The sequence below is a fragment of the Dyella monticola genome (assembly GCF_003363155.1).
GTDB classification, from domain to species: Bacteria; Pseudomonadota; Gammaproteobacteria; order Xanthomonadales; family Rhodanobacteraceae; genus Dyella_B; species Dyella_B monticola.
This window is the reverse complement of sequence record NZ_QRBE01000014.1, coordinates 107,911-133,600: the sequence shown is the minus strand read 5'-3', so window position 1 is coordinate 133,600 and position 25,690 is coordinate 107,911. Positions and strand designations below refer to the sequence as shown.

The window sequence follows — 25,690 nt, the reverse complement described above, 5'->3', positions numbered from 1 at the left end:
CTTCCATGCAAGAGTAGGTCACCGCCAGGGGCTTTATCCTAAAAAACCCTCACCGAGTCCGGTGGGGGTTTTTGCTTTGGTGCGCCGGGTACATCCCCAACGACTCACCCTAGGGCCTTATCCCTAAAAACACCTTCCTTCGCCGGGAGTGCGTTTTGCTTTATAGCCACCTGAGCGTTCTGCTGGAAACGTGCCCAGCTGATGACCGATCGCACGGAGAGGGTTGGATGTCAATGCTCCATCGAGGTTATTGCTTGTGACCAAGCACATGGAAGTGCAGCGCCACGAGCGCCCGGAAAGCCGGTAACGCAGACGATGGTGATCCTTTCGAATGCTACCGACGTCATCGCGCATCCGCTGTCCCAAGGCTGTCCCGTTGGACGCGGCCAGGTTAATGCGCGTGGTTTGAAGTGCGCCTTGTGCTAGCCGCCGAACGATTGCTGCAGCCAGCCTGGAACGGGAATACCTTTCTCCCGAAGAAAAGCCGGATTGAACAGCTTGGCCTGATAGCGCGTGCCGGCATCGGCCAGCACGGTGACGATGGTATGCCCCGGTCCGAGTGCTTTCGCGAGCCGAATCGCTCCCGCCAGATTGACGCCGCTGGAACCTCCCACGCACCACCCCTCATCACGCAGCAGCTGATGTGCTAGCGGGACAGATTCCTGATCCGGAATCGACCAAGCCAGATCGATAGGGGCGTCCTGGAAGTTGGCCGTAATGCGGCTGGAGCCGATGCCCTCGCTGATGGAATTTCCTTCCGCGAGCAATTCGCCACGGTTGATGTAATGGGCGAGCGCCGATCCAGTGGGATCGGAAAGTGCAATCTTCACAGCGGATTTGCGCGACTTCAGAGCAGCGCCGACACCGGCGAGCGTACCCCCTGTGCCCGCAGAGCAGACGAAGCCATCGATTCCCCCCCCGGTTTGCTCCCATATCTCTACCGCCGTGGTCGCCTGGTGCCAGTCGCGATTGGCCGTGTTGTCGAACTGATTGCCGAACCAGGCACTCCCCGCCGCTTGTTCGTTCAAGCTTTCGCAGTAGGCGCGGGCAATGTGTACGTAATGCCTCGGGTCTTTGAAGGGAGCGGCTGGTACTAGCCGTACTTCGGCGCCCGCCACACGTAAGGTATCGATTTTCTCCCGGCTCTGCGTGTCAGGCATGAAAATCACCGTCCGGTAGCCGCGGCTTGCACCGATCAGTGCCATCCCGATCCCCGTATTGCCCGCCGTGCCTTCCACGATCGTGGCCCCCGGCCGGAGCAGTCCCTTGTGCTCCGCGTCCAGGATCAGTCCTAGCGCCGTACGGTCCTTGATGGAACCGCCGGGGTTGAGGAATTCGGCCTTGCCCAGCACCTCGCAGCCGGTCAGCTCCGAAGCATGGCGAAGACGCAGGAGAGGGGTGTGGCCGACGGCCGAGGAGAGGTCCGGCTTGATGCTCATGTCGAGGGCGATCCTGAAGGAGGGTCACGGTGAGGATACCGCTAGCGCGCCAGCTTGCCACCCACTGGACTGGGCCAGCATCTCCGGGATATGGCCATTTTCCATATGGCGGTAATAACCGGTTCTCTTGAGCTGTTTTTACGTTTAGACGTCTAAACGTCCATTGACGCTTGAAAACACCGTCTGTATAGTCAATTCCACTCATCGAGACCGGCTGAGGGACAGGCCCTTTGAAGCCGGGGCAACCCGCAGGATCAACCCTGTAACGGTGCCAACTCCTGCGGGGTGCTTAGGCGCCGACCGGTAGATGGGATGTCGTCAACCCGTGCGTCGCATGGCTGTAGACGGCAACTCCTCAAAGGTTCTCCGCAGGGCGATGTACCAGGAGAACCAAGAAGATGCCTCGCCTCGCCAATTCTTCACTCGACGATCGTCACACGGCCGTGATCGTGCCATTGCACTCACGTGGCGCGCTTACGGAACAGCGCAGCTCCCGTCGCCTGACCGTGCAACCCAAGTACGGCAACGGATCGAGCGCCGTGCTCGTACGCTATCAGTGGATGGGTGCTCCGGGTGCGCCCACGGTCATCGTGCAAGGCGGTATTTCCGCCGATCGCCATGTGGCAGGCTCCGATGACGGCAAGTCCGGTTGGTGGTCCGAGCTGGTCGGGCATGGGCAAGCGATCGATCTGGCGCATTGCCGCGTGCTCAGCATCGACTGGTTGACCCCGTCGGATTTCGAAAACGCTCCACGCGCGATTTCCAGTGAAGATCAAGCCGACGCGCTCGCTGCGCTGGTCGATGCGCTCCGTATTGACTCGGTGGCTGCATTTATCGGTTCGTCCTACGGTGCCATGACGGCGCTCGCTTTCGCTGCACGTCATCCGGGCAAGCTGGAGAAGCTGGTTCTGCTCGCCGGTGCACATCGTGCGCATCCCATGTCCACGGCGCAGCGTGCGATTCAGCGCCAGATTCTTCGCCTGGGCCAATCGTCGGGCCACATCGATCAGGCGCTTTCGCTAGCACGCCAGTTGGCGATGACCACCTATCGCGGGAGCGAGGAATTTGCGCGCCGTTTCGAAGGTACACCGGATTATCGGGAGGGTCGCTTCCATTTCCCGGTGGAAGATTATTTGGAGCACGCCGGTCGTCGTTTCGTCGAACGTTTCGATCTGGAACGTTTTCTCGCATTGTCCGAATCCATCGATCTACACGACATTGCGCCCGAATCGATCACCGTGCCGGCTACCTTGATCGGCTTCCCTTCCGATCGCCTGGTGCCTTTGGCGGATCTGTGCGAACTGCAACGTCGTTTGCGCGGGTCGGCAACGCTGGAAGTGGTCGATTCCCCGTACGGCCATGATGCATTTTTGAAAGAAACCAACAAACTGGCGCCGCTGCTGCGCCAGGCCCTCCCGAGTCGTTGTGGAGCTTGAGCCATGTGCGCCGATATTGCCAAGGAAACCGCCGCCAGCACGCGTGCCGTGCGCGCAGGCATTGAAACGGATACTCAGCACGGCGCGATCGTGCCGCCGTTGCATCTGTCTACCAATTACAGTTTTACCGGGCTAGGGGGCAAGCGCGCGTACGACTACTCGCGCAGCGGAAATCCCACGCGTGATCTGCTCGGCAACGCGCTAGCCGAACTCGAGCAGGGCGTGGGCGCGGTCGTCACGGCCAGTGGCATGGCGGCAGTCGCTTTGGCGCTGGAACTGGTTCCCGCAGGCGCCACCGTACTTGCGGCGCACGATTGTTACGGCGGTACCTGGCGACTGCTCGACGCTTGGGCCAAGAAGGGACGTTTCAACGTTCGCTTTGCCGATCTCACCGACAGCCACGCGCTCGCCGAAGGTCTGGCGTCGAAGCCGGCGCTCGTATGGGTGGAGACACCATCCAATCCGCTGTTGCGCATCACTGACATCCGTCACGTGGCGCAGGCTGCGCATGCAGTTGGCGCGCTCGTTGTCGTCGACAATACGTTCCTGTCGCCAGCATTGCAGCAGCCGCTCGCGCTTGGCGCTGACGTGGTCGTGCATTCGACGACCAAATACATCAACGGCCACAGCGACGTGGTAGGTGGTGCCGTTGTTGCGCGTGATGCGGCCGTGGCGGAACAGTTGAAGTGGTGGGGCAACTGCAATGGTCTTACCGGTGCGCCCTTCGATAGCTTTCTGACGTTGCGTGGCCTGCGCACGCTCGGCGTGCGCCTGCGTCAGCACCAGGAAAATGCAGAGCGCATTGCCGCCTACCTTGATCAACACGATGCCGTAAGCAAGGTGTATTTCCCGGGGCTGGAACACCACGCCGGTCACGCACTGGCTGCGCGCCAGCAGCAGGGTTTCGGCGCCATGCTGAGTTTCGAACTGCATGGGGATGTTTCGCAGATCGAAGCCTTCGTCGACGGCTTGCATTACTTCTCGCTGGCCGAATCGCTCGGTGGCGTGGAAAGCCTGGTCGCGCATCCCGCCTCAATGACGCACGCTGCCATGGCACCGGAAGCTCGTCGCGCGGCCGGCATCGCCGATACGCTGCTGCGCTTGTCCATTGGCATCGAAGATGGTGATGATTTGTTGCACGATCTTGGCGCAGGCCTGCAACGCGCGCTGGCTGTGAGCGGGAATGCTTCGAAACGCCGGGTGACTGCGTGAGTGCGGTGCTCGCTGAAGCATCCGTTCCCAAATCGGTTACCGCACCGCAGCAGGTGGCGCTCGTTTTGCTGGGTACTGGCGTGGTGGGTGGTGCTTTTTTGAAACTGTTGTGCACGCCGGTCGCGAAGCGTCTGCACCTGGTCGGCGCGGCCAATTCGCGCAAACAACAGACGGAAGCCGCACAGCTTGCCGCGCGCGATTTGCGCGAGCGACTCAAGCGCGAAGGCGCAACGCGCGACGATGTGGCATTGCTGTCGGCCCTGGATGCGCATCACGCAACGTTGAAAGTGGTCGTCGACGCCACGGCATCGACCGAGTTGGCTTCGCGTCATGCCGACTGGCTGGCTCGCGGCTATCACGTCGTTACCGCCAATAAATCGTTGGCCGGTGGCCACTTGTCAGGTTGGCGCGCCCTGCAAGCGGCACGTGCGGCGGGCGGGCGTTATGGCGATTCAGCTACCGTCGGGGCAGGTTTGCCCGTGCTTTCCACGCTGCGACGCCTGTGTGATTGCGGCGATAGTCTGCTTACGCTTGAAGGCGTGTTCTCCGGTTCGCTTTCCTACCTGTTCAATCAGTATGACGGTAGCCGTCCGTTTTCCGAATTGCTGCGCGAAGCGCGCAGGCTTGGTTATACCGAGCCTGATCCACGTGCCGACCTGTCGGGCGAAGACGTTGCGCGCAAGCTGCTGATCCTCGCGCGCAACGCCGGGTTCGCACTCGGCAGCGACGAAGTGGTAGTGGAAAGCCTCGTGCCGGAAAGTCTGCGCGATATTTCCACCGAAACATTTCTTGAGCGTCTTGAAGAACTGGACGGACCGCTGGCTGCGTTGCATGACACGGCGCGCGCGCGCGGTCAGGTACTGCGTTTTCTCGCGCGGCTCAATCAGCGTGGCCGGGCGCGCGTGGGCATTACGGAAGTACCGGTCACGCATCCCGCTGCACGGTTGTATGGCACCGACAATCAATTCGCATTGACCACCACGCGCTATCACACGCAGCCGCTGGTGATCCAGGGGCCTGGTGCAGGTCCCGAAGTTACCGCGCAAGCATTGCTGGGCGACATTCTGGCGCTTGGTTGATCGAACACACGCGCCGCCTTGTTAGCGGCGCGACGAGCTATGCTCAGCTATCGGTCGCGAACAACGCGCTCAGCTGTTTCCTCATCCGGCGGTACCAACGGCAGATCCGGATGGGTATGCGCCTCCCCGCGTGCCGCTTCCACCGCTGGTGTGCGCCAGCCGGATTTCACGCCCCACACATAGAACACCAGGCCAACGACAGCCACGACGACAAGGTCGCTGCCGTAAGAGAGATAACCGCGCCCGCCAAACGTGGTACTTCCCAGCCACGACACGATGGCAATAGTGGGCAGATAAACGATCAGCCAGCATGCACCTTTCAGTTGCCGTCCAAAATCATGCCAGCCCGATTTCGCCTGGTAATACAGATAAACCGGCAACGCCACCACCATCAGCAGAATGATTTCGCCCGTGAGCGGCCACTTCGCCCAATACAACAATTCGGTCGCCATGATGAAGGCGACACCGGCGAGCACCGGCAAGCCCACGATGCGCAGCGGACGATGCAACTCCGTGGCCGTACGACGCAACGTCATCACGCTTACCGGACCGGTGAGATAGGAAATGATCGTCGCCACCGAAATCACTGCGGCCAACGTGCCCCATCCACGGAAGAAGAACAGGAACAGGAACGACACCGCCAAGTTAAGCCACATCGCCGGGCGCGGCACGCCCCATTTTGGATGCACGGTACCAAGGATCTTCGGCAATGTGCCGTTGCGTTCCATGCCGTAGATCATGCGCGCAGTGGTGGCGGTATAGGTCATGCCGGTGCCACTGGGGCTGATGAATGCATCCACATACAGCAGCATCGCCAGCCAGTGCAGGTTGACGATGATCGCCAATTCCGCGAACGGCGAACGGAAGTCGATACCGTGCCAGCCCGCCTTGGCGAGCAAGTTTTGCGGCACTGCGCCGATGTAGGCGACTTGGAGAATCACGTACACCACCGTCGCCAACAAAATCGAACCGACCACGGCAAGCGGAATGCTGCGCCCGGGATTACGCGCTTCGCCAGCGAGATTCACCGGACTCTGGAAGCCGTTGAAGCTGAAAACGATACCGGCTGTGGCCACCGCGGTGAGCACCGCAGCGATATCGATCGCGTGCTTGTCACCATGCACGCCCACCGAGAAATTCTCCGGATGAAAACCGCTGGCGATCAGCGCCAGCCCGGTTGCCGCCGGCACGATCAACTTGAACACCGTAATGGTGGTGTTGGAGTGCGCGAACAGCTTCACGCTCCAGAAATTGAGCAGGAAGTAGATGATCACCAGCACTGCCGCGATGGCCAGGCCGTTGGGGCTCAGTTCGCCCACACCATTAGTGACGTGATACATGTCCTGCGCCCAGGCCCATGGCCATGAAGCCATGTATTGCACGGAGGCTTCGGCTTCCACCGGAATCACCGACACGATCGCGATCCAGTTTGCCCATGCCGCGATAAAGCCCACCAGCGAGCCGTGCGAGTAATGACCGTAGCGCACCATGCCACCCGATTCGGGAAACATCGCGCCCAGTTCCGCGTAGGTCAGCGCAATGGTCATGATGATCGCCGCGCCTAGCACCCATGCCCAGACGGCACCGGGACCGGCCAGGCCGGCCGCTTTCCATGCTCCGAACAGCCAGCCCGAGCCGATGATCGAGCCCAGCCCGGTAAGCATGAGAGCGAACGGGCCGACGTCGCGGCGGATCGCGTTGGAAGAAGACATCGAGCACTCCATGAAGCCAAACCAGCGGCCGCCCTTGGGACGACACAATCCGGCGATGATGACAGACCGGAATATGCAGTGTCAGCCTGCAAGAGGTTGGGGTGCCTCTGCACAAAGCGGGTCGCCGCCGCTGCATGGGCGTGCTTAGGACAGGTGGATATATATATCTTTTCATCTCGAGGAAGAGATATATATACTGTCGGCCTGACGCCAAGGACCCTGCCATGCCGGCCATCAGTTTCGAATTCTTTCCGCCCAAGACCGACGAACAGCGCACCCAGCTCGACAAGACCGCCAAGGAACTGAAGGCGCTCAAGCCCGAGTATGTCTCCGTGACCTTCGGTGCCGGCGGTTCCACCCTGAGCTACACCAGCGAAACGGTAGCGCGCTTGCATCAGCAGCATGGGCTGGATGTCGCACCGCATTTGTCCTGTATGGGCGGCACTCGCAAGGAAATTGCCGAGCTCTTGGATACCTATCGCGCGGCCGGTTACAAGCGCATCGTCGCGCTGCGTGGCGATCTGCCCTCGGGCATGGCGACGCCGGGTGATTTCCGTTATGCCGCCGAGCTGGTGCGCTTCATCCGCCAACACAGCGGCGATCATTTTCATGTCGAGGTGGCGGCGTATCCGGAAATGCATCCGCAGGCCGAAGACGTCCAGGCTGATCTGCGCCACTTCAAGGCCAAGATCGATGCGGGTGCGAACGGTGCGATCACGCAGTATTTCTTCAATGCGGATGCTTATTTTTGCTTCGTCGACGACGTGCGCCGCATGGGCGTGACGGTGCCGATCGTGCCCGGCATCATGCCCATTTCCAATTACGCGCAGCTCAAGCGTTTTTCCGATGCCTGCGGCGCGGAAATTCCGCGCTGGATTGCCAAGCGCATGCAAGCGTATTACGACGATGCCGATTCCATCCGCGCCATGGGCGCAGAAGTCGTGGCGCAACTGTGCCGTCGCCTGCTGGAAGGTGGCGCGCCGGCGTTGCACTTCTACACGCTGAACCGTGCGAAAGCGACGCGCGCCGTGCTCGAGCAGCTCCACTGATCGTGCATGAAGCATCGGGCTATGCTTGCCCGATGCGTGCTTTCGCTTTTCTCCTGCTGCTTATGCTCGTGCCTGTTTGCGCTAAGGCGCAAGGCGATATTCATCGTTGCATCGGCGCTGACGGCATCCCGGTTTTCACCGACCGCGCATGCGCTGACGTCAATGCCAAGCCCGCGTTGCCGGCGCCGGCCTCGACAGCAAGCGCACCTGCATCGGCAAGTACCTCCCAGCCGCCCGCCGTCACCTGCGCGACGGATGTTCAGCAACTCAAGCAAGCAGTCATCGACGCGTTCGCCGACCGCAAACCCAATCGTCTTGCTGGCCTGATGCTATGGAGTGGGGACGAAAAAGATGCCGCGGTGGCCGATATCCGCCTGTTCACACGCTTGATGTCGCATCCGCTGCTTAGCGTCCAAAGCGAGCCGGCTTCTTCCTCGTCGGCATCCGCCGACGGAGGCGATGCCGATGCTTCTCAACTCTCCTTATCCGCATCACCCAACCAAACGCCTGCGCATGGTGACGCGCTGATCGTGCAAACCGAATCCGACGACGGCAGTGGCACGGGCGAGCAAACGCGCTTTGACGTCGTGCATCGCTCCGGCTGCGTGTGGTTGCAACTTCAATGAAAGGTGCCGAAAGCTTCGGCACGTTATCATGGGCGGTCCCCAACGGAGATCCCTCATGGCCCAGCAGTATCCCGAATGGATTTGGCAAAACGGTGAAATCAAGCCGTGGAAGGACGCCACCGCCCACGTGATGTCGCATGCCTTGCATTACGGCTCATCGATCTTCGAAGGGATACGCAGCTACGTCACGCCGGAAGGCGCGGCGATCTTTCGCCTCACCGATCACTTAAAGCGCCTGTACCTCTCGGCCAAGATCTACGACATGGTGCTGCCGTACTCGCAGGACGAACTGGCCGCAGCATGCCGCGAAGTGGTCCGCAAGAACGGTTTTTCCGCTGCCTATCTGCGTCCGGTGGCCTATCGCGGCCTCGGTGGTTTCGGGCTTTCCGCCGAAACGCCGATCGATGTCGCCGTGGCGACCTGGCCGATGGGCCCGTATCTGGGGCCCGAGGCGTTGGAAGTGGGCATCACGGCCTGCGTGTCGAGCTGGCAGCGTTTTGCGCCCAATACCATTCCCGCAGGCGCCAAGGCCGGTGGCAACTATCTTTCCGGACAGTTGGTGGCGCGTGAAGCGCGTCGCCTGGGTTTCGGTGAAGGCATCGCGCTGGCCTCCAGCGGCCTGCTCAGCGAAGGTGCGGGCGAAAACCTGTTCCTGGTGTTCGATGGCGTGCTGCACACCACGCCAGCCAGCGCTTCGATCCTCGCCGGCATCACCCGCGACACCATCAAGGTGCTGGCGCGCGAAGACGGCATCGAAGTGGTGGAACGCGACATCCCGCGCGAATACCTGTATTTGGCCGATGAAGTATTGATGTGCGGCACCGCCGCCGAAATCACGCCCATCCGCGAGATCGACGGCAAGCAGGTCGGCAGCGGCAAGGCAGGACGCGTCACACGTCGCTTGCAGGAGCTCTACTTCGGCCTGTTCAACGGCAAGACTCAGGACAAGTGGGGCTGGCTGGAGCCGGTTTGACCCCCTGAGGCGCTAGTCAGGCGGAGGGTTCAGGAGAGGGGCTTCATTTTCACCTAAAAAGGTGAAAAGATGTACCCATGACCCTCCAGCTCACCAGCCGCCAGTTCAATATCCTCGCCTTCATCCGCGAGCGCGTGGAGCGCGATGGAGAGGCCCCGACGCTGGAGCAGATCGGGCAGGCGATGGGCATTCCAAGCGTCAGCGCCGTGCTCAAGCATGTACGCTCGCTGGAGGCCAAGGGCCGGCTGGTGGTCGAACCCAATCGCTCACGCGGCATCCGGCTGATCCAGGAAGTCGATCCGCTCGCAGCCGATACCTTGGAGTTGCCGCTGATCGGCCGCATCGCGGCAGGCGAGCCGATTTTTTCTGAGTCGCGGGTGGAGCGCAGCCTGCATGTATCGCGCTGGCTGTTCCGCCTGAAGCCGGATTATCTCGTGCGCGTTATCGGCGACTCGATGCGCGACGAGGGCATTCTCGATGGCGACCTCGTCGCCGTGCACGCCACACCGGTAGCACGCCACGGCCAGGTGGTGGCCGCCCGCGTGGCGAGCGATCGCTTCACCATCAAGCGGCTGTACTGGAAAGGCGATGTGATCCGCCTGCTGCCGAACAGCCCCGGCTATCAGCCCATCGATCCCGATCCCACGGAAGACTTCGCCATCGAAGGGCTTTTCGCTGGCCTCGTGAGGGGCAGCTGATGAGTGCGGCGGTAGTGTTGTCGAACTTGCTGGATGCACGGCACGTTTGGCGTGGGCAGGCGGTACCGCCGATCGAAGGCGGCCAGCCCACGGGCTGGCCCATGCTTGATGCGCTATTGCCGGCGCGTGGTTGGCCCGAAGCGTCACTGACGGAAATCCTGTTGCCGGCCGATGGCATCGGCGAGTTGCAATTGGTGCTGCCAACCGTGGCGCGACTTACGCAAGGGCATCGCCCCGTGTTGTTAATTGCACCACCGTATCTACCGTGTGCGATGGGATGGCGCCAGCAAGGCGTGAATCTGCAGCAACTGGAAATCGTCGACACGGAAGAAAAGCAGGTGTTATGGGCTGCCGAGCAATGTCTGCGTTCGGGCAGTTGTGCTGCCGTATTGGCATGGCCGCTTCAGGCAGATGATCGAAGTCTGCGGCGCTTGCAAGTGGCGGCAGATACCGGTCAAGCGCTGGCATTCGTGTTTCGCGATCGCCGGCATATGGCGAACGCCTCGCCTGCCGCATTGCGGCTCGAACTTGCAACCTCGCCACATACGTCCATCTGGATACGTAAATGCCGTGGTGGCAACGCGCCATCGCAACCGATTCCTTTCGATCCCTCTCAACGTCTTTCCAGCGAAGGCTGGAATCGGGAGGCGATGCATGTGGTTCATCAGCATATGCCTCGCATGCCCGATTCCGGCCTTTGCTGGAATCACGCTCGAAAGAAGCAAACGGCGTGAGGCCCGTCTATGTTGTGGGCCTGTCTGTTGCTGCCGCGATTGGCGCTGGATGGCGTCCTCCGTCGCCGCCCGGATGACAGTCCGCTGGTGCTGGTGGACGGCCCGCTCAATGCCAGGGTTGTCGTCGCCGTCAATGCTTCTGCGCGCAAGGCGGGTCTGCACACCGGTCAACGCCTGACCACTGCGCAGGCCCTGCTGGCGCGTTTTGAAGCGATTCCGTACGACGCATCCGAGGTTCATCGCTGGCAGCAGTTTCTCGCTGGCGTGGCCTATCGCTACAGCTCGCAGGTGGCGTTATTGCCGCAGGCCATCGTGTTGGAAATCAGCCGCAGCCGACATCTTTTGGGCGAATGGTCGACGATGGAGCGCAACCTGCGCAGCGATTTTGCGGCGCTGGGCTTTCACCATCGCATCGTAGCCGCACCTACGCCGCACGCCGCCTACGTGCTCGCGGGTGTGAGCGATGGTCAGGCCGCTTTCACACACGAAACGATGCAGCGTGCGCTCGATGACGTGCCCTTGCGATACAGTCGCTTGCCAGACCATGCCATAGATGCATTGCCGCGCATGGGCATCCGCTCTCTGGGGCAAGTGCTGCGCATGCCACGTGATGGCCTGCAACGTCGTTTCGGCAAGGAACTCTTGCAAGCGATGGATCGTCTGCTGGGCGATGCACCGGCAGGGCTTGATCTGTTCGTACCGCCCGATGCGGTGGATTGGCGCATCGAACTGTCGCACGAAGTGGAGAACATCGCGGCGCTGGTTTTTCCGCTGAAGCGGATGATGGGCGATCTTGCCGCTTATCTTTGCGGCCGCGATGGCGGCGTGCAGCGGTTTGCACTGCGGCTGGAACATCGTGAAGGCGACGCTACACAGGTGCTCGTGGGCATGCTCTCGCCCGAACGCGATGCTGAGGTGTTGTTCGATGCGGCACGTGGTCGCCTGGAACAGGTACAGTTGCCTGCGCCCGTATTATCGCTACGGTTGATTGCCGACGATCTGCCCGGTTTCACGCCGGCTAGTTGCGATCTGTTCGATGAACGTCCTGCCCATGCGCTGCCTTTCGAACAACTGCGCGAACGCTTGCGTGCACGATTGGGCGATGACGCGGTGTATCGCTGGGGCACCACCATTGACCCGCGCCCGGAGTACTCGCAACGCGTAGCTGTTCAAGACGGAGACTTTATCGAGCCAAGAGCGCGTCCCACCTGGTTGTTGGAGCGTCCCGTTCCCTTGCGCGGCACGGTGCATATTCTCGCCGGCCCGGAACGGTTGGAAACCGGATGGTGGGATGGCGGCGAGATGCGTCGCGATTACTACATCGTCAAAACGTCGCTCGGACAACGTGCGTGGGCCTTTTGCGCGCCGGATGAACAATCCGGCTGGATGTTGCACGGGTGGTTCGCATGAGCGATTACGCGGAACTGCACTGCCTGTCGGATTTCTCGTTCCAGCGTGGAGCGTCCAGCGCACACGAACTTTTCGAGCGCGCCCATACGTGCGGCTATACCGCGTTGGCGATTACCGACGAATGCTCGCTTGCCGGTATCGTGCGGGCGTGGGAAGCCTCCCGCGATGCGAAAGTACCGTTGATCGTCGGCACGGAAATCCGGCTTGCCGATGGTCCCAAGCTGGTGTTTCTGGCGCAGAACAAGCAAGGTTATGTTTCGCTGTGTCGTTTGATTACGCAGGGGCGGCGAGCTTCCGAAAAGGGCGACTATCACCTCACCAGGGCCAATATGGCCGACGGTGCGCCCGGCACGTTGGTGCTGTGGATGCCCGAACGAGAAGCCAATCGCGAGCATGGTCAATGGGTGAGGCACCTCTTCGGCGATCGTGCGTGGCTCGCGGTGGAACTGCACCGCGACAGCAATGACGAAGCACGTCTTGTCGAACTTGAAACATTGGGTGACGAACTGCAACTGCCGCGCGTAGCCAGTGGTGACGTGCACATGCATATACGCAAGCGCCTTCCCTTGCAACAAACGATGACGGCGATTCGTCATCGCACGACCATCGCCGAAGCTGGAGATGTGCTGTTTCGCAATGGCGAGCGACATTTGCGCAAACGTTCCGCGCTGGAAACAATTTACTCCAAGGCGTTGCTGGAAGAGAGCGTTCGCATCGCAAAGCGTTGCACGTTCTCATTGAAGGACGATTTGCACTACCAATACCCCAAAGAGCTGGTTCCCGAGCATTACACAGCCATGCAATGGCTATGTCATCTCGTCGCCGAAGGGTCGGCCCGACGTTGGCCAAACGGTGTGCCGCCCACGATTCAGGCCGATATCGAGCGTGAGCTGAAGCTGATCGAGAAGAAGGAATACGAGGCATTCTTTCTCACCGTGAACGACATGGTGTGTTATGCGCGCAGCCAGGACATCCTTTGCCAGGGTCGCGGTTCGGCGGCCAATTCCATTGTGTGTTTCGCGTTGGGTATAACCGATGCCAATCCAGCGAAGGTCAGCCTCCTGACGGAGCGCTTTATTTCCATGGAGCGCAACGAACCGCCCGATATCGACGTCGATTTCGAGCATGAACGACGCGAAGAAGTCATCCAGTACGTTTACAACAAATATGGGCGCGAGCGTGCTGCGATTGCTGCCACGGTCATCACGTATCGCACCAAAAGCGCAGTGCGCGATGTGGCCAAGGTCCTGGGTTTGCCCGAGGACCAGATTGAAAAGCTCGGCAATTGCTTCTTCCGTCTGGGGAATGCTCCGCTACACGGACGTTTGCGCGAACAGGGCTTCGATCCCGAAGCGCCCGTGATGCGCAAGCTGCTTGCGCTGACCGCGCAGTTGCACGGCAAGCCGCGCCATCTGAGTCAGCACGTGGGCGGCTTCGTGATCCACGATGCCCCCCTGCATGAACTGGTGCCGATCGAAAACGCGACCATGCCCAATCGCACCATCATTCAGTGGGATAAAGACGATCTGGACGCCATGGGCTTGCTCAAGGTCGATTGCCTGGCGCTGGGTATGCTGACATGCCTGCGAAAATGTTTCGATCTGGTAAAAAAGCATCGCGGTAAGGCACTGGATATCGCGACGATCGACTCCGACGACGCAAAGACTTACCAGATGATCCAGCGCGCCGACACCATTGGCGTATTCCAGATCGAAAGCCGCGCGCAGATGGCGATGCTGCCGCGACTCAAGCCAGCCAACTACTACGACCTGGTGATCCAGATAGCCATCGTGCGGCCTGGCCCGATTCAAGGTGACATGGTGCATCCCTATTTGCGGCGCAGGCGCAAAGAGGAACCCGTAGCATACCCCTCCGATGCCGTGCGTCCCGTACTTGAGCGCACCCTGGGTGTGCCTTTGTTCCAAGAGCAGGTCATGAAGCTGGCGATGGTTGCGGCCGGTTACGAGCCAGGCGAGGCCGATGAGTTGCGGCGAGCCATGGGCGCGTGGAAACGTTACGGTGATATGGAAAAACACCACGAAAAACTGGTTTCCGGCATGTTGGCAAGAGGCTACACCCAGGAATTCGCCGAACAGATCTTCAATCAGATAAAAGGCTTCGGCAGTTATGGCTTTCCGGAAAGTCATGCTGCGAGTTTTGCCAATCTTGCCTACACCAGCAGCTGGCTGAAATGCCACGAACCTGCCGTTTACGCTTGCGCATTGCTCAATGCGCAGCCCATGGGATTCTATGGCCCAAGTCAGATCGTCCAGGATGCGCAGCAGCATGGCATTTGCGTGCGTCCCGTGGACGTGCGCTACAGCGATTGGGATTGCACGCTTGAGCCCGATGAACATGGCGATAAAGGGTTGGCCTTGCGCTTGGGGCTGCGCCAACTGCGTGGCTGCAGCGAAAAAATAGCACAGCGTATTTCCGCCGCACGTAATGTGGCGTCTTTTCGCGATGTGGTCGATCTTTGCGCACGCGCGCAACTGGATGCACGTCATCAGGACTTGCTGGCCGACGCAGGCGCTTTGCGTGGTTTGGCCGGACATCGTCATCGCGCGCTGTGGCTCACCTCTGGCGTGGAGTCACAACTGCCACTATTCGGGCGCGAAAGTCCACGTGAGCATGACATCGTGCTGCCGCTGCCTACGCCCATTGAAAACATGACAGCCGATTATGCGCACAGCGGCTTGAGCCTTGGTCCGCATCCGTTGAAGCTGTTGCGCAGTCGTTTGCGCGCCGATCGCTATCTGGATTCTCGCGGCCTGCAGAAGGCGCCGAACGCATCGCATGTACGCACCGTGGGGCTCGTCACCCAGCGCCAGCAACCGCAAACCGCCAGTGGCGTCACCTTCATCACGATCGAAGACGAGTTTGGGCATGTGAACGTGGTGGTGTGGAATCACATCGCGCAAACGCAGCGGCGTCCTTACCTGGAGGCGCGCCTTATGGCGATCGAAGGTCGCTGGGAATCGGTTGATGGCGTAAGTCACCTGATCGCGCGAAAACTTCGTGATCTCAGTAGCATGCTGGCCGACCTCGATGCGCGCTCGCGTGATTTTCATTGAGGCATCTATGCAGACGCTACTTTTCGAACAAGACGTGCAAAGGATTGCCGATGATGTAACCGGCCCGATTACTTATCAGCCTGAGGTGGTTTCGCCTGTAGTGGCCCAGGCATGGTTCGCTGCCTTGCACGTACAAGGCGATTGGCATGCGAGCACGCGGATGATGTACGAACGGCTGGTGGGTGTGCCGCGACTGCATTGCCATTATGCGGTCACCGATCCAGCGTTGCCGAAGGTGTTGCGTGATGCACTGATCGTTGTGAGGCAGCATGTCGATGCACCGTTCAACAGCATCGGCCTCAACTTCTATCGCGACGAACACGACAGCGTGGCGCCGCACAACGACAAGCTGCACGAACTGGTTCGGCATCAGCCGATTGCGCTGTTGTCACTGGGCGCGACACGCACCATGGTGATTCAACGCAAGCAGCCACCACGTTTGAAGACGGCGCTGGAGCTGGAAACGGGTAGCCTGCTGGTGATGGGGTGGAACGCGCAGCTCAATTACGATCACGGCATTCCGAAGCTGCGCGAGCCCGCGGGGCCAAGGATCAGCGTGGCGTTTCGGGTTAGGCCGGAGAGGGAAAATAAGACGTGGTAGCGATTGCTCGTCATTCCGGCGCACGCAGGCCGGAATGACGGTGAAGCTCTCGTGGACTTCTCCATGAGCTGCAAACCTTACTTTGCTGCGCGCGCCTTGAGCGCCGCCACGGCCGGCAACTCCTTGCCTTCCAGGAATTCCAGGAAGGCGCCACCACCGGTGGAGATATAGGACACCTTGTCCTCGATGCCATACTTGTCCACGGCCGCCAGGGTGTCGCCGCCGCCCGCAATGGAGAATGCTTTGGAACCGGCCACCGCATGCGCCAGCACTTCCGTGCCCTTGCCGAACGCATCGAATTCGAACACGCCAACCGGACCATTCCACACCACCGTGCCGGCCTTGGCGATCAGTGCGGCGTACTGCTTGGCGGTTTCCGGCCCGATATCCAGGATCATCTCGCCTTCCTTCACCTGGTCCACCGCCTTCACCGTGGCTGGAGCGTGCGCGGAAAACTCCGGCGCCACCACCACGTCTACCGGCATCGGCACTTCGGCGCCGCGACGCTTGGCATCAGCCAATACTTTCTTTGCAGCGGGAAGCAGGTCGGGTTCGTACAGCGAGTTGCCTACCGAATGACCCATCGCGGCGATGAACGTATTGGCGATGCCGCCGCCCACGATAAGTTGATCGACCTTGCCGATCAGGTTTTCCAGCAAGGTGAGCTTGGTGGATACCTTCGAGCCTGCCACGATGGCCAGCAGCGGATGCGCGGGATGTTCCAGCGCCTTGCCGAGCGCGTCCAGTTCATTGCACAGCAGCGGGCCGGCCGCAGCGATGGGCGCAAACTTGATCACGCCATGCGTCGATGCCTGCGCACGATGTGCGGTGCCGAACGCATCCATCACAAATACATCGCACAGTGCGGCATATTTCTTGGCGAGCGCCTCGTCATCCTTGCCTTCGCCGACATTCATGCGGCAATTTTCCAATACAACCACTTCGCCATCGGCGACGGTCACGCCATCGAGATAATCGGCGACCAGCCGCACCGGCTTGCCCAGGTGCTCGCCTAGCCACTGCGCGACCGGCGCAAGGGACGATTCGGCATCGAACTGGCCTTCCTTCGGGCGACCCAGATGCGACATCACCATCACCTTGGCGCCGGCAGCAAGCGCGGCCTTGATGGTTGGCAAGGAAGCGTCCAGGCGCTGCGTGGAGCTGATGCGGCCGTTTTCGATCGGCACGTTCAAGTCTTCGCGAATCAGCACGCGCTTGCCGCGCAGGTCGAGGTCGCTCATGCGGGTGATGGTCACGGGAAAACTCCTTGCAGCTTAGGAAGGTCGGCCTTGAGGCCAGAACCGGGTATTTTCCTGCCGCTCTTACGGCGATGCAAACGGCAGCGGATTACACTCAAGGCTTCACGGTGCACGGAGAGGCCATGTCTGCCAGTCTCATTCTCTACAGCTATTGGCGTTCCAGCGCGGCCTTCCGCGTACGCATCGCGCTGAATCTAAAGGGCTTGCGCTACGAGACGCGACCCGTGCACCTGGTTCGAGACGGCGGCGAGCAGCACTCGCCGGACTATGTCGCGCTCAACCCACTGCAACTGATTCCGACGCTGGTCGATGGTGACAGGGTGATGACGCAATCGATGGCGATCGCCGAATACCTGGACGAGATCCATCCGCAGCCCGCGTTGCTGCCGACTGATGCAGGGGGCAGGGCGCGCGTGCGCGCCTTGGCGCAGATCGTCGGTTGCGATATCCATCCCCTCGGGAATCTGCGCGTGCTGCAGCGGATCGGCTCGCAGTTCAATGCGGACGATGAGCAGAAAGGCATCTGGATGCGGCATTGGATCACCATGGGTTTCCATGCGCTGGAGACGATGCTGGCCAGCAGCAAGGAGACCGGCCGCTATTGCCACGGAGATACGCCGGGCCTGGCCGACCTGTGTCTCGTGCCACAGGTGTATAACGCGCGACGCTGGAGGATGGCGTTGGATGATTATCCGACGATCGTGCGTATCGACGCGGCATGCGCGGAGCTTGATGCGGTCACGGCGGCGATGCCTGAGCAGCAGCCGGATGCGCCGTAACGCACGCGGCGCACCCGGCCGTCACTCCCGCTTTCGCAGGAATGACGGCCCATAGAGATAGTGGCGCTCAGATAAGTATTTAGAACCCCAACCCATACGGGTCGTTGCCCGCCAGCTCCGCCGTCTCCGCATTGCCACCTTCGGACAGACGAATCTTCAGCGACAGGCCATCGCGCGAATCGGCCTTGGACAATGCTTCGTCCAGCTCGATGCGGCCGTTCCTGTACAGCTTGTACAGCGATTGATCGAACGTCTGCATGCCCTCCTGCAGGCTGCGATCCATCGCTTCCTTCACTTCATGGATCTGCCCGCGGCGGATCATGTCGCGGATCAGCGGCGTATTGAGCAGTACTTCCACCGCCGGCAGGCGGCGGCCGTCCTTGCCGCTGACCAGGCGCTGGCTGATCACCGCGCGCAGGTTCAATGCGAGGTTCATCAGCACGTTCTTGTGCGCCGATTCGGGGAAGAAGTTGAGGATGCGTTCCAGTGTCTGGTCCGCGTTGTTCGAGTGCAGGGTGGCCAGGCACAGATGGCCGGTCTCCGAGAAGGAGATCGCCGCTTCCATCGTATCGGTGTCGCGGATCTCACCGATCATGATCACGTCCGGCGCCTCACGCATCGCGTTACGCAGGGCCTCGTGATAGGTGTGCGTATCCAGGCCCACTTCGCGCTGGTTGACGATGGATTTCTTATGCCGGTGCAGGTATTCGATCGGGTCCTCAATGGTGAGGATGTGCCCGGACGAATGGCTGTTGCGATGGTCCAGCATGGCCGCCAGCGTGGTCGACTTGCCTGACCCGGTGGCACCCACCACCAGGATCAGTCCGCGCGGTTCCATGATGAGCTCGCGGAAAATGGGCGGCAGCTGCAACTGCTCGATGCTGGGGATCTCGCTCTTGATCGCGCGGATCACCATGCCTACTTCGCCGCGTTGCTTGAATACATTGATGCGGAAGCGGCCGGCTTCTTTCACCGCCAGCGCCATATTGAGCTCCAGGTCACGTTCGAACTGTGGTACCTGTCCCTCATCCATCAGCGAATAGGCGATCTTTTTGACCATTCCGCTGGGCAGCCCGGTGTTGCCGAGTGGGTACAACTTGCCCTCGACCTTGATGTTCACCGGGGCGCCCGTCGTCAGAAACATGTCCGACGCGCCCTTGTCCACCATCAGCTTGAGGAAGTAACCGATATCCACCTTAAAGACCTCAAAATTTTACGCATTGCATTCAAGTATTGTGCCTGCCCACAATACGCTGTGACGCTCGCAGAGGAATGAGTGATGGTCCACATATTTTCCCCGTTGAAGATGCGTAAGAAGCGCGTCCCGGCGGTGGTTCCGGTGCTGTTGGTTCTGTCGCTGAGCTTGGGCGGCTGCGCCAGCGTACCCCCGCCGGATAACCAGATGAATCAGGCACAAGCGCAACTCCAGTCTGCCCGCGATGCGGGTGCGCCGGATTATGACCCGGTCGATTTCGGCTTCGCGCAGGACAAGTTCCAGCAGGCGCAAATGGCCATGGCCAATCGCAAATACGCGCAGGCGGCCGACCTGTCCGATGAGTCGCGCGCAGACGCCACGCTTGCCCGCACCAAGGCGCTGCTTGCGGCAGCACGTGCCCAAATTCAGTCAAAAGTGGACGCAAACAGTCGCCTGCGTGCCCAGAATGCTGACGCGCAGTCCGAGAACGACCAGCATTACCAGCAGCAAAAGGCCCAGCTGGCCGCGCAGATGGCCGCCCTGCAGCAGCAGGGCCAGGGTCAGGACAATGGGGATAACGGGGACAACGGCAATCCCGCGTCTTCCTCCTCATCACCCGCGTCAGCCGGCACCCCCCTTTTGCCACAGCAGGCCCCGGTGCAGCAGGAAATGCCTGCGCCGTCTTCCTCGGTGCTGGGTAATCCGCAGCCGCAACAGCAGCAAAGCGGGCAGGGCTTCCAGACCATGCCCGATGCTGGCCAGCAGAATCAGGGAGGCCAGTAATGAAGAAGACCATGTCCACCAAGCATGTTTTAGCCATGCTCGTCCTGTTGCTGGGCGCCTTGTTCGCCAGTGCCGCCGTGCAGGCGCGCAAGGACGATATGGATGTCGACCGGCTCAATAACGCGCTGAACCAGCTCGCTTCCGATCCGAACCTGGGCAACTACGCCCAGGCCGACCAGGCACTGGCGCGTGATGCGGTCAACCAGCTGGCCCAAGCCAGCTCGAGCGATCGGCCGCACGCGCTGTACATCGCCGAGCGCCGGGTCGACCAGGCCAAGGCCCAGGCGCAGCTGCAGGATTCGCAGCGCCAGCTCAGCCAGCTCGACCAGGCCAACGCGCAACTGCAGCTCGAACGCAGCCGCATCGATGCCACGGCCGCGCAGCAGCAGCTGGATATCCAGCGCATGCAGTTCCAGATTGCCCAGCAGCAAACCCTGCAAGCGCAGGCACAGGGTCAGGCTGCTGCCGACCAGGCCGCGCAGGCCAAGGCCGAGGCCGATCAGGCGCGCAAGCTGGCCGCCGCGCAGAGCCGGGTAGCCGCCGCAGCCAGGCGCCAGGCCGAACTGGCGGCCAAAGCCGCCAAGGCCCTGCGTTCGCAAATGCAGGACCAGAATCAACCCTCGTCCGGTGGTTCTGACGGCAAGTAATCGCAGTGCTCCCTCCCCCTCCTCCGTGGGAGGGAGCTGCGTCCGTAAGCCCACGCGTTTTACGGGTTTTTGACTACAAACCTAGCTGCCATGCGCCTTCCCAAGGGGTCCTTGCGCCCCCGTTGAGCGGAGAGTAGGGTCGAAGTCGCTGCGGACTTTCAGCTGCCGCAGCCTACCGACTGAGCCTATGCGCATACCCGTCATTTCCCTGTCACCCATGTCCCGCTCAGGGCCATGGGCTGTGGTCATGCGCGATTTGTATCTATTCGCGAGCGCCCCGCGCGGGTGCCGTAAGCCTTACCGTGAGGAGGTTGGATCATGTTCGAAGATCAGCAGCGAGATGTTGTCGAAGCCCTGATGAAAGCCGACGCCGAGTTTCGTCGGCTCTACCAACGACATAAGGAGCTCAACAGCAAAGTGGACAATGCCGAGATCGGCGTTCTCCCCGTTGATGACATGACCCTCACTTCGATGAAAAAAGAGAAGCTACATATCAAGGAACGGCTGCAGACCATGTGGGATCACCGCCAAAACCAGCCCATACACTGAGCGCCACGTACAAAAAACCCCGGAGCACTACTCCGGGGTTTTTGTTTGAGCGGGGCGTAAGCCTCGTTTTCGCCGCGCTCCGTTATGATTGTCCTTCATATCCCATTGGACACCCTCGGAGCTTTCATGACGGTCAACGCAAGCGTCCTCGAGCTGATCGGAAATACACCCATGGTGCGCGCGCAGCGCCTGGATACCGGGCATTGCGAGCTGTTTCTGAAGCTGGAAAGCGCGAACCCGGGTGGTTCCATCAAGGACCGCATCGGACTGTCAATGATCGAAGGCGCCGAAAAGGCCGGCAGGATCAAACCCGGTGCCACCCTGGTCGAAGGCACCGCCGGCAACACCGGACTTGGGCTGGCATTGGTGGCGCAAGCCAAGGGTTACCACCTCGTGCTGGTGGTGCCCGATAAGATGAGCCGCGAAAAGATCTTCAACCTGAAGGCGATGGGCGCCGAAGTAGTGCTCACGCGCTCGGACGTCGCCAAGGGTCATCCCGAGTATTACCAGGACATGGCCGAACGCATCGCGCGCGAAACGCCTGGCGCGTATTTCATCAATCAATTCGGCAACCCGGACAATCCGCGCGCGCACATCGAAACCACCGGGCCGGAAATCCTCAGGCAGATGGATGGCAAGGTGGACGCCGTGGTGGTCGGCTGCGGTTCCTCGGGTACCATGACCGGCTTGTCGCAGTACTTCGCCAAGACCTCGCCGAACACGGAAATCGTGCTGGCGGATCCGGTCGGCTCCATCCTCGCGCAGTACATCAACGAGGGTGTGCTCTCCACCAAAACCGGCAGCTGGATGGTGGAAGGTATCGGCGAAGATTTCCTGCCCACCATCAGCGATTTCTCGCGCGTGAAAAAAGCCTATCCCATCTCCGACAAGGAAAGCTTCCTCGCCGCGCGCGAGTTGCTTGCCAAAGAAGGCATCCTGGGTGGTTCATCCACCGGCACGCTGCTGTCCGCAGCGCTGAAATACTGCCGTGAACAAACCCAACCCAAGCGCGTAGTCACGCTGGTGTGCGACACCGGCAACAAGTATCTGTCGAAGCTGTATAACGACTACTGGATGCTCGACAACGGTTTTCTCGACCGCGAGCAACAGGGCGATCTGCGCGATCTGCTGCTACGCCCGTTCTCCCGCCGCGACACCGTGGTCGTTGGACCGGGCGAATTGCTGATGACCGCGTACACGCGCATGAAGCTGTACGACATCTCGCAGCTGCCGGTGATGGATGGTCATCGCATCGTCGGCATCCTCGATGAATCCGATGTGTTGATGCACGTGCACACCGATGAAGCGCGCTTTCGCGACTCGGTGGCCACCGCCATGATCAGCGATCTGCAAATGCTCGATGTGCGCTCGCCGATCCAGGCGTTGCTGCCCGTGTTCGAACGCGGCCATGTGGCCATCGTGATGGATGGCGATCAATTCCTCGGCCTGATCACCCGCATCGACCTTCTGAACTATCTGCGTCGCAAAGTGCATTGACAATCGCTTCGCTTCTGCAAAGCAGGGAAATTTGTGGGTGGCCGTGCGTATTTGCATCGATACAAATGCGCACGCGTCTTTTTCAATTCCGTCACTTAGGAGCATGCGATGCTACGCATGAACCTCGCAACCGAAAGCCTGTCGAAACGCCTGCCTATCAAAGTCGCCGCGTTCACATTTTGCTTGTCATAGGAACATCATCGCCATGTGTGGAATCGTTGCCGCCGCTGCCCAGCGCGATGTCGCGCCGCTTCTGATCGCCGGACTGAAGGCGCTGGAATACCGTGGCTACGATTCGGCCGGCCTGGCCGTGCTGGAAGACGACCAGGTCCGCCGCGTACGCGCCAAAGGAAAGGTGCGCGAGATGGAATCGCTGTACCTGGCCGATCCATTCCCCGGTGGCACCGGCATCGCGCATACGCGCTGGGCAACGCACGGCGTGCCCAACGAGGCCAACGCGCATCCGCACATGATCGGCAACGTCACGCTGGTGCATAACGGCATCATCGAAAACTACGCGCCGCTGCGCGCGCAATTGCAATCGAAGGGTTACGTCTTCGCGTCCGAAACCGATACGGAAGTGATGGCCGCGCTGATCGACCAGAACCTTTCCAAAGGCATGAAGCTGCGCGAGGCGGTGCTTGCCACCGTGCGCGAACTCGAAGGCGCCTATGCCATCGCCGTCATCAGTCGCGCCGAACCTGGTCGTGTCATTGGCGCGCGACGTGGTGCTCCACTGTTGGTTGGCGTGGGCATCGGTGAAAACTTCCTTGGTTCCGATGCGCAAGCGCTTGTGCAAGTCACCAACCGCATCATCTATCTGGAAGAAGACGACGTCGTCGAAATCAGCCGTGAAGGTGCGCAGGTCTACACGCTCGACGGCAAGCCGGTCGAGCGCGGTATCCATGAAAGCGAACTCTCCGCCGATGCGGTCGAGCGCGGTGAGTACCGCCACTACATGCAGAAGGAAATCTTCGAGCAGCCACGTGCCGTGGCCGATACGCTCGAAACGCGCATCGGTGCGCACGGTGTGCTTCCGCATGTTTTCGGCGTCAATGGCGACGAACTGCTGGCCAAAGTCAAGGGCGTGCATATCGTCGCCTGCGGCACCAGCTATCACGCCGGCATGGTGGCCAAATACTGGATCGAAGATTACGCGCGCTTGCCTGTCAATGTGGAGGTTGCCAGCGAATACCGCTATCGCGACACCGTGGTGCCGGAAGGCACGCTGTTCGTCGCCATCTCGCAATCGGGCGAAACCGCCGACACGTTGGCGGCGATGCGCGAATCGCGCCGGCGCGGTTACCTGGGCACGCTCGCCATTTGCAACGTGCCCGAATCCTCGGTCGTGCGCGAAGCCGATCTTAAGCTGATGACACGCGCCGGCCCGGAAATCGGCGTTGCATCCACCAAAGCATTTACCACCCAGCTCGCCGCCTTGGCGCTGCTGACCTTGCACCTGGCCAAGCAGGCGGGGCTGGATAGCGAACGGTATCGCGACCTTACCGAACAACTGCTGCGCCTTCCGCGCGCGCTCGACGAAGCATTGAAGCTCGAGCCGCAAGTGATCGAACTGGCCGAGCGTTTCGTCCATCGTCATCACGCCCTTTTCCTTGGCCGTGGCGCGCACTATCCCGTCGCGCTGGAAGGCTCGCTCAAGCTCAAGGAAATCTCCTATATCCACGCCGAAGCGTATCCCGCCGGCGAACTGAAACATGGGCCGCTCGCGCTCGTCGACGAAGACATGCCGGTGGTCGCCGTCGCACCCAACGGCCCGCTGCTCGACAAACTCAAATCCAATCTGCAAGAAGTGCGCGCGCGTGGTGGTGAGCTGATCGTGTTCGCCGATACCAATGCGCATATCGATGGCGGCGCCTCGCGCGGCGCCGTATTGCGTATCGATGCGGGCGGTAATTTCATTGCGCCGGCGGTGTTTACCGTGCCGCTGCAATTGCTCGCCTATCACGTCGCCGTGCTGCGCGGCACTGACGTCGATCAGCCGCGCAATTTGGCGAAATCGGTCACGGTAGAGTGATGCGCGTAGCGGGCTTTTGCCTGCGGTAAGTCCTGGCAAAATGCATGAGATCGCGGGTCGCCTGATGCAGGCCGCTCAGTCATTAACGATCGCGTCGCTTCCCGCTCGTTTTAGGCTTTTCTGGCGGCCGGCCCGGGTGCAACGCATCACGCGCAAAGTTATTGGTCGACTTGAACTCTTTAGCTTGCTCGACGGCGGAAGTCACTTTGTCGCCGGAATAAACCGAATGAATGGTGGCTGCCGACAAAGGTTTGGGTGTGTCGTTCATTCGAATACCTAGCGAGGCGGTGGCTGGGCTATTCACCATACTCCTAAATGGCCAGCCCCGTGGTCTCATCCTTTTGGATACCCACGCTGCATTAACGGTACACAATATGCGCATGGTGTACTATCAACCGCACGATCTGCTTGTCTCTTGCGTCCGGTAAGGCCGCTCCGTGGTTGCCCGCCTCGCTCCGCTTTCTCTCGCATGAACCACGACTTAAGTAACGCCCTTTGGGAGCGCCGATGCTAGGACATTCCACTCGTTACGCTGATTTGGCCCATGTCGGGTAACCGCGCAAAAGGCGCTGTCAACTGCGCGGCATGCCAGGCGGTGTGTTGTCGATTGATCGTCGTTTTGGAAGAGGGTGACAACATCCCTGAGCACCTCACCACGCGTCTCCCCGCGGGAAACCGCGTGATGGCACACGGTGACGACGGATGGTGTGTCGCGATGGACCGCACTCACATGAACTGTGGCATTTATGAAAATCGCCCAGCCGTCTGCCGGCGCTTTTTCATGGGTGGTCCGTACTGCAGGGCCATTCGTTCCGACTACGCAAAGCAGCATTCCGGCGTCATCGAAATAGCGCAGAAATGAGCGGGTCACCCCACCTCGGTTCCACCTACCCCAGCCATTAA

23 protein-coding genes and 1 riboswitch are annotated in these 25,690 nt (G+C 60.7%); of the genes, 18 read left to right on the top strand and 5 right to left on the bottom strand.

What is annotated here, in order from left to right:
• Positions 1-422 precede the first annotated feature (422 nt).
• On the bottom strand, positions 423-1,439 hold the full coding sequence (locus tag DWU98_RS18740; RefSeq protein WP_115497096.1) for a cysteine synthase A: 1,017 nt from the start codon (positions 1,437-1,439) through the stop codon (positions 423-425).
• 198 nt (positions 1,440-1,637) lie between these two features.
• Positions 1,638-1,753: riboswitch (SAM riboswitch) on the top strand.
• Positions 1,754-1,837: 84 nt separating this feature from the next.
• On the opposite strand from DWU98_RS18740, the gene metX reads away from it, so the two are divergent.
• Genes metX through DWU98_RS18725 form a run of 3 tightly spaced genes read left to right on the top strand, consistent with a single transcriptional unit; the run spans position 1,838 to position 5,166 of the window.
• On the top strand, positions 1,838-2,875 hold the full coding sequence (gene metX / locus DWU98_RS18735) for a homoserine O-succinyltransferase MetX (RefSeq protein WP_115497095.1): 1,038 nt from the start codon (positions 1,838-1,840) through the stop codon (positions 2,873-2,875).
• A gap of 3 nt (positions 2,876-2,878) precedes the next feature.
• Positions 2,879-4,087, top strand: coding sequence for a cystathionine gamma-synthase (gene metB / locus DWU98_RS18730; RefSeq protein WP_115497094.1), 1,209 nt, complete (start codon positions 2,879-2,881; stop codon positions 4,085-4,087).
• A complete protein-coding gene (locus tag DWU98_RS18725) occupies positions 4,084-5,166 on the top strand; it encodes a homoserine dehydrogenase family protein (RefSeq protein ID WP_115497093.1) in 1,083 nt (360 codons plus the stop codon). The genes metB and DWU98_RS18725 overlap by 4 nt, the downstream gene beginning before the upstream one ends.
• A 47-nt stretch (positions 5,167-5,213) precedes the next feature.
• Here DWU98_RS18725 and DWU98_RS18720 read toward each other — a convergent pair whose 3' ends face one another.
• A complete protein-coding gene (locus DWU98_RS18720) occupies positions 5,214-6,878 on the bottom strand; it encodes an APC family permease (RefSeq protein WP_115497092.1) in 1,665 nt (554 codons plus the stop codon).
• A 224-nt stretch (positions 6,879-7,102) separates the two neighbouring features.
• On the opposite strand from DWU98_RS18720, the gene metF reads away from it, so the two are divergent.
• The 8 genes from metF to DWU98_RS18680 all read left to right on the top strand — a co-directional run bounded on the left by metF (position 7,103) and on the right by DWU98_RS18680 (position 16,043).
• A complete protein-coding gene (gene metF, locus DWU98_RS18715; protein ID WP_115497091.1) occupies positions 7,103-7,927 on the top strand; it encodes a methylenetetrahydrofolate reductase [NAD(P)H] in 825 nt (274 codons plus the stop codon).
• A gap of 32 nt (positions 7,928-7,959) precedes the next feature.
• Positions 7,960-8,553 (top strand): DUF4124 domain-containing protein, encoded by a 594-nt coding sequence (locus DWU98_RS18710; protein WP_115497090.1) that lies wholly within the window; start codon positions 7,960-7,962, stop codon positions 8,551-8,553.
• 55 nt (positions 8,554-8,608) lie between these two features.
• Positions 8,609-9,526, top strand: a complete 918-nt coding sequence (locus tag DWU98_RS18705) for a branched-chain amino acid transaminase (protein ID WP_115497089.1) — start codon at positions 8,609-8,611, stop codon at positions 9,524-9,526.
• Between the two features lie 77 nt (positions 9,527-9,603).
• On the top strand, positions 9,604-10,224 hold the full coding sequence (gene lexA / locus DWU98_RS18700) for a transcriptional repressor LexA (protein ID WP_115497088.1): 621 nt from the start codon (positions 9,604-9,606) through the stop codon (positions 10,222-10,224).
• Positions 10,224-10,958, top strand: a complete 735-nt coding sequence (gene imuA / locus DWU98_RS18695) for a translesion DNA synthesis-associated protein ImuA (RefSeq protein ID WP_115497087.1) — start codon at positions 10,224-10,226, stop codon at positions 10,956-10,958. The genes lexA and imuA overlap by 1 nt, the downstream gene beginning before the upstream one ends.
• A gap of 9 nt (positions 10,959-10,967) precedes the next feature.
• On the top strand, positions 10,968-12,368 hold the full coding sequence (locus DWU98_RS18690) for a Y-family DNA polymerase (RefSeq protein WP_115497086.1): 1,401 nt from the start codon (positions 10,968-10,970) through the stop codon (positions 12,366-12,368).
• Complete coding sequence (locus DWU98_RS18685; RefSeq protein WP_115497085.1) at positions 12,365-15,442, top strand: error-prone DNA polymerase; 3,078 nt, start codon at positions 12,365-12,367, stop codon at positions 15,440-15,442. Before DWU98_RS18690 ends, DWU98_RS18685 begins: the two co-directional genes overlap by 4 nt.
• 7 nt (positions 15,443-15,449) lie before the next feature.
• The gene (locus DWU98_RS18680; RefSeq protein WP_115497084.1) at positions 15,450-16,043 is read left to right on the top strand and encodes an alpha-ketoglutarate-dependent dioxygenase AlkB; all 594 of its coding nucleotides are present in this window, start codon (positions 15,450-15,452) and stop codon (positions 16,041-16,043) included.
• Between the two features lie 77 nt (positions 16,044-16,120).
• Here DWU98_RS18680 and DWU98_RS18675 read toward each other — a convergent pair whose 3' ends face one another.
• The gene (locus tag DWU98_RS18675) at positions 16,121-17,299 is read right to left on the bottom strand and encodes a phosphoglycerate kinase (RefSeq protein ID WP_115497083.1); all 1,179 of its coding nucleotides are present in this window, start codon (positions 17,297-17,299) and stop codon (positions 16,121-16,123) included.
• 125 nt (positions 17,300-17,424) lie between these two features.
• On the opposite strand from DWU98_RS18675, the gene maiA reads away from it, so the two are divergent.
• Positions 17,425-18,081: a maleylacetoacetate isomerase gene (gene maiA / locus DWU98_RS18670; RefSeq protein ID WP_115497110.1), complete on the top strand. Its 657-nt coding sequence runs from the start codon at positions 17,425-17,427 to the stop codon at positions 18,079-18,081.
• 79 nt (positions 18,082-18,160) lie between these two features.
• On the opposite strand, the gene DWU98_RS18665 is transcribed toward maiA, so the two are convergent.
• The gene (locus DWU98_RS18665; protein ID WP_196239539.1) at positions 18,161-19,276 is read right to left on the bottom strand and encodes a PilT/PilU family type 4a pilus ATPase; all 1,116 of its coding nucleotides are present in this window, start codon (positions 19,274-19,276) and stop codon (positions 18,161-18,163) included.
• 84 nt (positions 19,277-19,360) lie between these two features.
• Between DWU98_RS18665 and DWU98_RS18660 the strand changes: the two genes are divergently transcribed.
• From DWU98_RS18660 to glmS, 5 genes are all read left to right on the top strand, one after another.
• Positions 19,361-20,059, top strand: coding sequence for a DUF4398 domain-containing protein (locus DWU98_RS18660; RefSeq protein WP_115497082.1), 699 nt, complete (start codon positions 19,361-19,363; stop codon positions 20,057-20,059).
• The gene (locus tag DWU98_RS18655) at positions 20,059-20,706 is read left to right on the top strand and encodes a hypothetical protein (RefSeq protein WP_115497081.1); all 648 of its coding nucleotides are present in this window, start codon (positions 20,059-20,061) and stop codon (positions 20,704-20,706) included. The genes DWU98_RS18660 and DWU98_RS18655 overlap by 1 nt, the downstream gene beginning before the upstream one ends.
• A 318-nt stretch (positions 20,707-21,024) precedes the next feature.
• A complete protein-coding gene (locus DWU98_RS18650; protein ID WP_115497080.1) occupies positions 21,025-21,255 on the top strand; it encodes an HP1242/YdcH family protein in 231 nt (76 codons plus the stop codon).
• Between the two features lie 126 nt (positions 21,256-21,381).
• Positions 21,382-22,752, top strand: coding sequence for a pyridoxal-phosphate dependent enzyme (locus tag DWU98_RS18645; RefSeq protein ID WP_115497079.1), 1,371 nt, complete (start codon positions 21,382-21,384; stop codon positions 22,750-22,752).
• A gap of 205 nt (positions 22,753-22,957) precedes the next feature.
• On the top strand, positions 22,958-24,787 hold the full coding sequence (gene glmS / locus DWU98_RS18640) for a glutamine--fructose-6-phosphate transaminase (isomerizing) (RefSeq protein ID WP_115497078.1): 1,830 nt from the start codon (positions 22,958-22,960) through the stop codon (positions 24,785-24,787).
• 82 nt (positions 24,788-24,869) lie between these two features.
• On the opposite strand, the gene DWU98_RS21765 is transcribed toward glmS, so the two are convergent.
• Positions 24,870-25,055, bottom strand: a complete 186-nt coding sequence (locus tag DWU98_RS21765) for a hypothetical protein (protein ID WP_147293368.1) — start codon at positions 25,053-25,055, stop codon at positions 24,870-24,872.
• Between the two features lie 276 nt (positions 25,056-25,331).
• Here DWU98_RS21765 and DWU98_RS18630 point away from each other — a divergent pair, with 276 nt between their 5' ends.
• A complete protein-coding gene (locus DWU98_RS18630; RefSeq protein ID WP_115497076.1) occupies positions 25,332-25,649 on the top strand; it encodes a YkgJ family cysteine cluster protein in 318 nt (105 codons plus the stop codon).
• Positions 25,650-25,690: the final 41 nt, after the last annotated feature.

What these genes read in the sequence shown, in the direction of transcription:
- DWU98_RS18740 (WP_115497096.1), bottom strand. Translation starts at nt 1,439, where the DNA reads ATGAGCATCAAGCCGGACCTCTCCTCGGCCGTCGGCCACACCCCTCTC.
- metX (WP_115497095.1), top strand. Translation starts at nt 1,838, where the DNA reads ATGCCTCGCCTCGCCAATTCTTCACTCGACGATCGTCACACGGCCGTG.
- imuA (WP_115497087.1), top strand. Translation starts at nt 10,224, where the DNA reads ATGAGTGCGGCGGTAGTGTTGTCGAACTTGCTGGATGCACGGCACGTT.
- lexA (WP_115497088.1), top strand. Translation starts at nt 9,604, where the DNA reads ATGACCCTCCAGCTCACCAGCCGCCAGTTCAATATCCTCGCCTTCATC.
- glmS (WP_115497078.1), top strand. Translation starts at nt 22,958, where the DNA reads ATGTGTGGAATCGTTGCCGCCGCTGCCCAGCGCGATGTCGCGCCGCTT.
- DWU98_RS18645 (WP_115497079.1), top strand. Translation starts at nt 21,382, where the DNA reads ATGACGGTCAACGCAAGCGTCCTCGAGCTGATCGGAAATACACCCATG.
- metB (WP_115497094.1), top strand. Translation starts at nt 2,879, where the DNA reads ATGTGCGCCGATATTGCCAAGGAAACCGCCGCCAGCACGCGTGCCGTG.
- DWU98_RS18710 (WP_115497090.1), top strand. Translation starts at nt 7,960, where the DNA reads ATGCGTGCTTTCGCTTTTCTCCTGCTGCTTATGCTCGTGCCTGTTTGC.
- maiA (WP_115497110.1), top strand. Translation starts at nt 17,425, where the DNA reads ATGTCTGCCAGTCTCATTCTCTACAGCTATTGGCGTTCCAGCGCGGCC.
- metF (WP_115497091.1), top strand. Translation starts at nt 7,103, where the DNA reads ATGCCGGCCATCAGTTTCGAATTCTTTCCGCCCAAGACCGACGAACAG.
- DWU98_RS18650 (WP_115497080.1), top strand. Translation starts at nt 21,025, where the DNA reads ATGTTCGAAGATCAGCAGCGAGATGTTGTCGAAGCCCTGATGAAAGCC.
- DWU98_RS18690 (WP_115497086.1), top strand. Translation starts at nt 10,968, where the DNA reads ATGTTGTGGGCCTGTCTGTTGCTGCCGCGATTGGCGCTGGATGGCGTC.
- DWU98_RS21765 (WP_147293368.1), bottom strand. Translation starts at nt 25,055, where the DNA reads ATGAACGACACACCCAAACCTTTGTCGGCAGCCACCATTCATTCGGTT.
- DWU98_RS18655 (WP_115497081.1), top strand. Translation starts at nt 20,059, where the DNA reads ATGAAGAAGACCATGTCCACCAAGCATGTTTTAGCCATGCTCGTCCTG.
- DWU98_RS18720 (WP_115497092.1), bottom strand. Translation starts at nt 6,878, where the DNA reads ATGTCTTCTTCCAACGCGATCCGCCGCGACGTCGGCCCGTTCGCTCTC.
- DWU98_RS18685 (WP_115497085.1), top strand. Translation starts at nt 12,365, where the DNA reads ATGAGCGATTACGCGGAACTGCACTGCCTGTCGGATTTCTCGTTCCAG.
- DWU98_RS18660 (WP_115497082.1), top strand. Translation starts at nt 19,361, where the DNA reads ATGGTCCACATATTTTCCCCGTTGAAGATGCGTAAGAAGCGCGTCCCG.
- DWU98_RS18705 (WP_115497089.1), top strand. Translation starts at nt 8,609, where the DNA reads ATGGCCCAGCAGTATCCCGAATGGATTTGGCAAAACGGTGAAATCAAG.
- DWU98_RS18630 (WP_115497076.1), top strand. Translation starts at nt 25,332, where the DNA reads ATGTCGGGTAACCGCGCAAAAGGCGCTGTCAACTGCGCGGCATGCCAG.
- DWU98_RS18680 (WP_115497084.1), top strand. Translation starts at nt 15,450, where the DNA reads ATGCAGACGCTACTTTTCGAACAAGACGTGCAAAGGATTGCCGATGAT.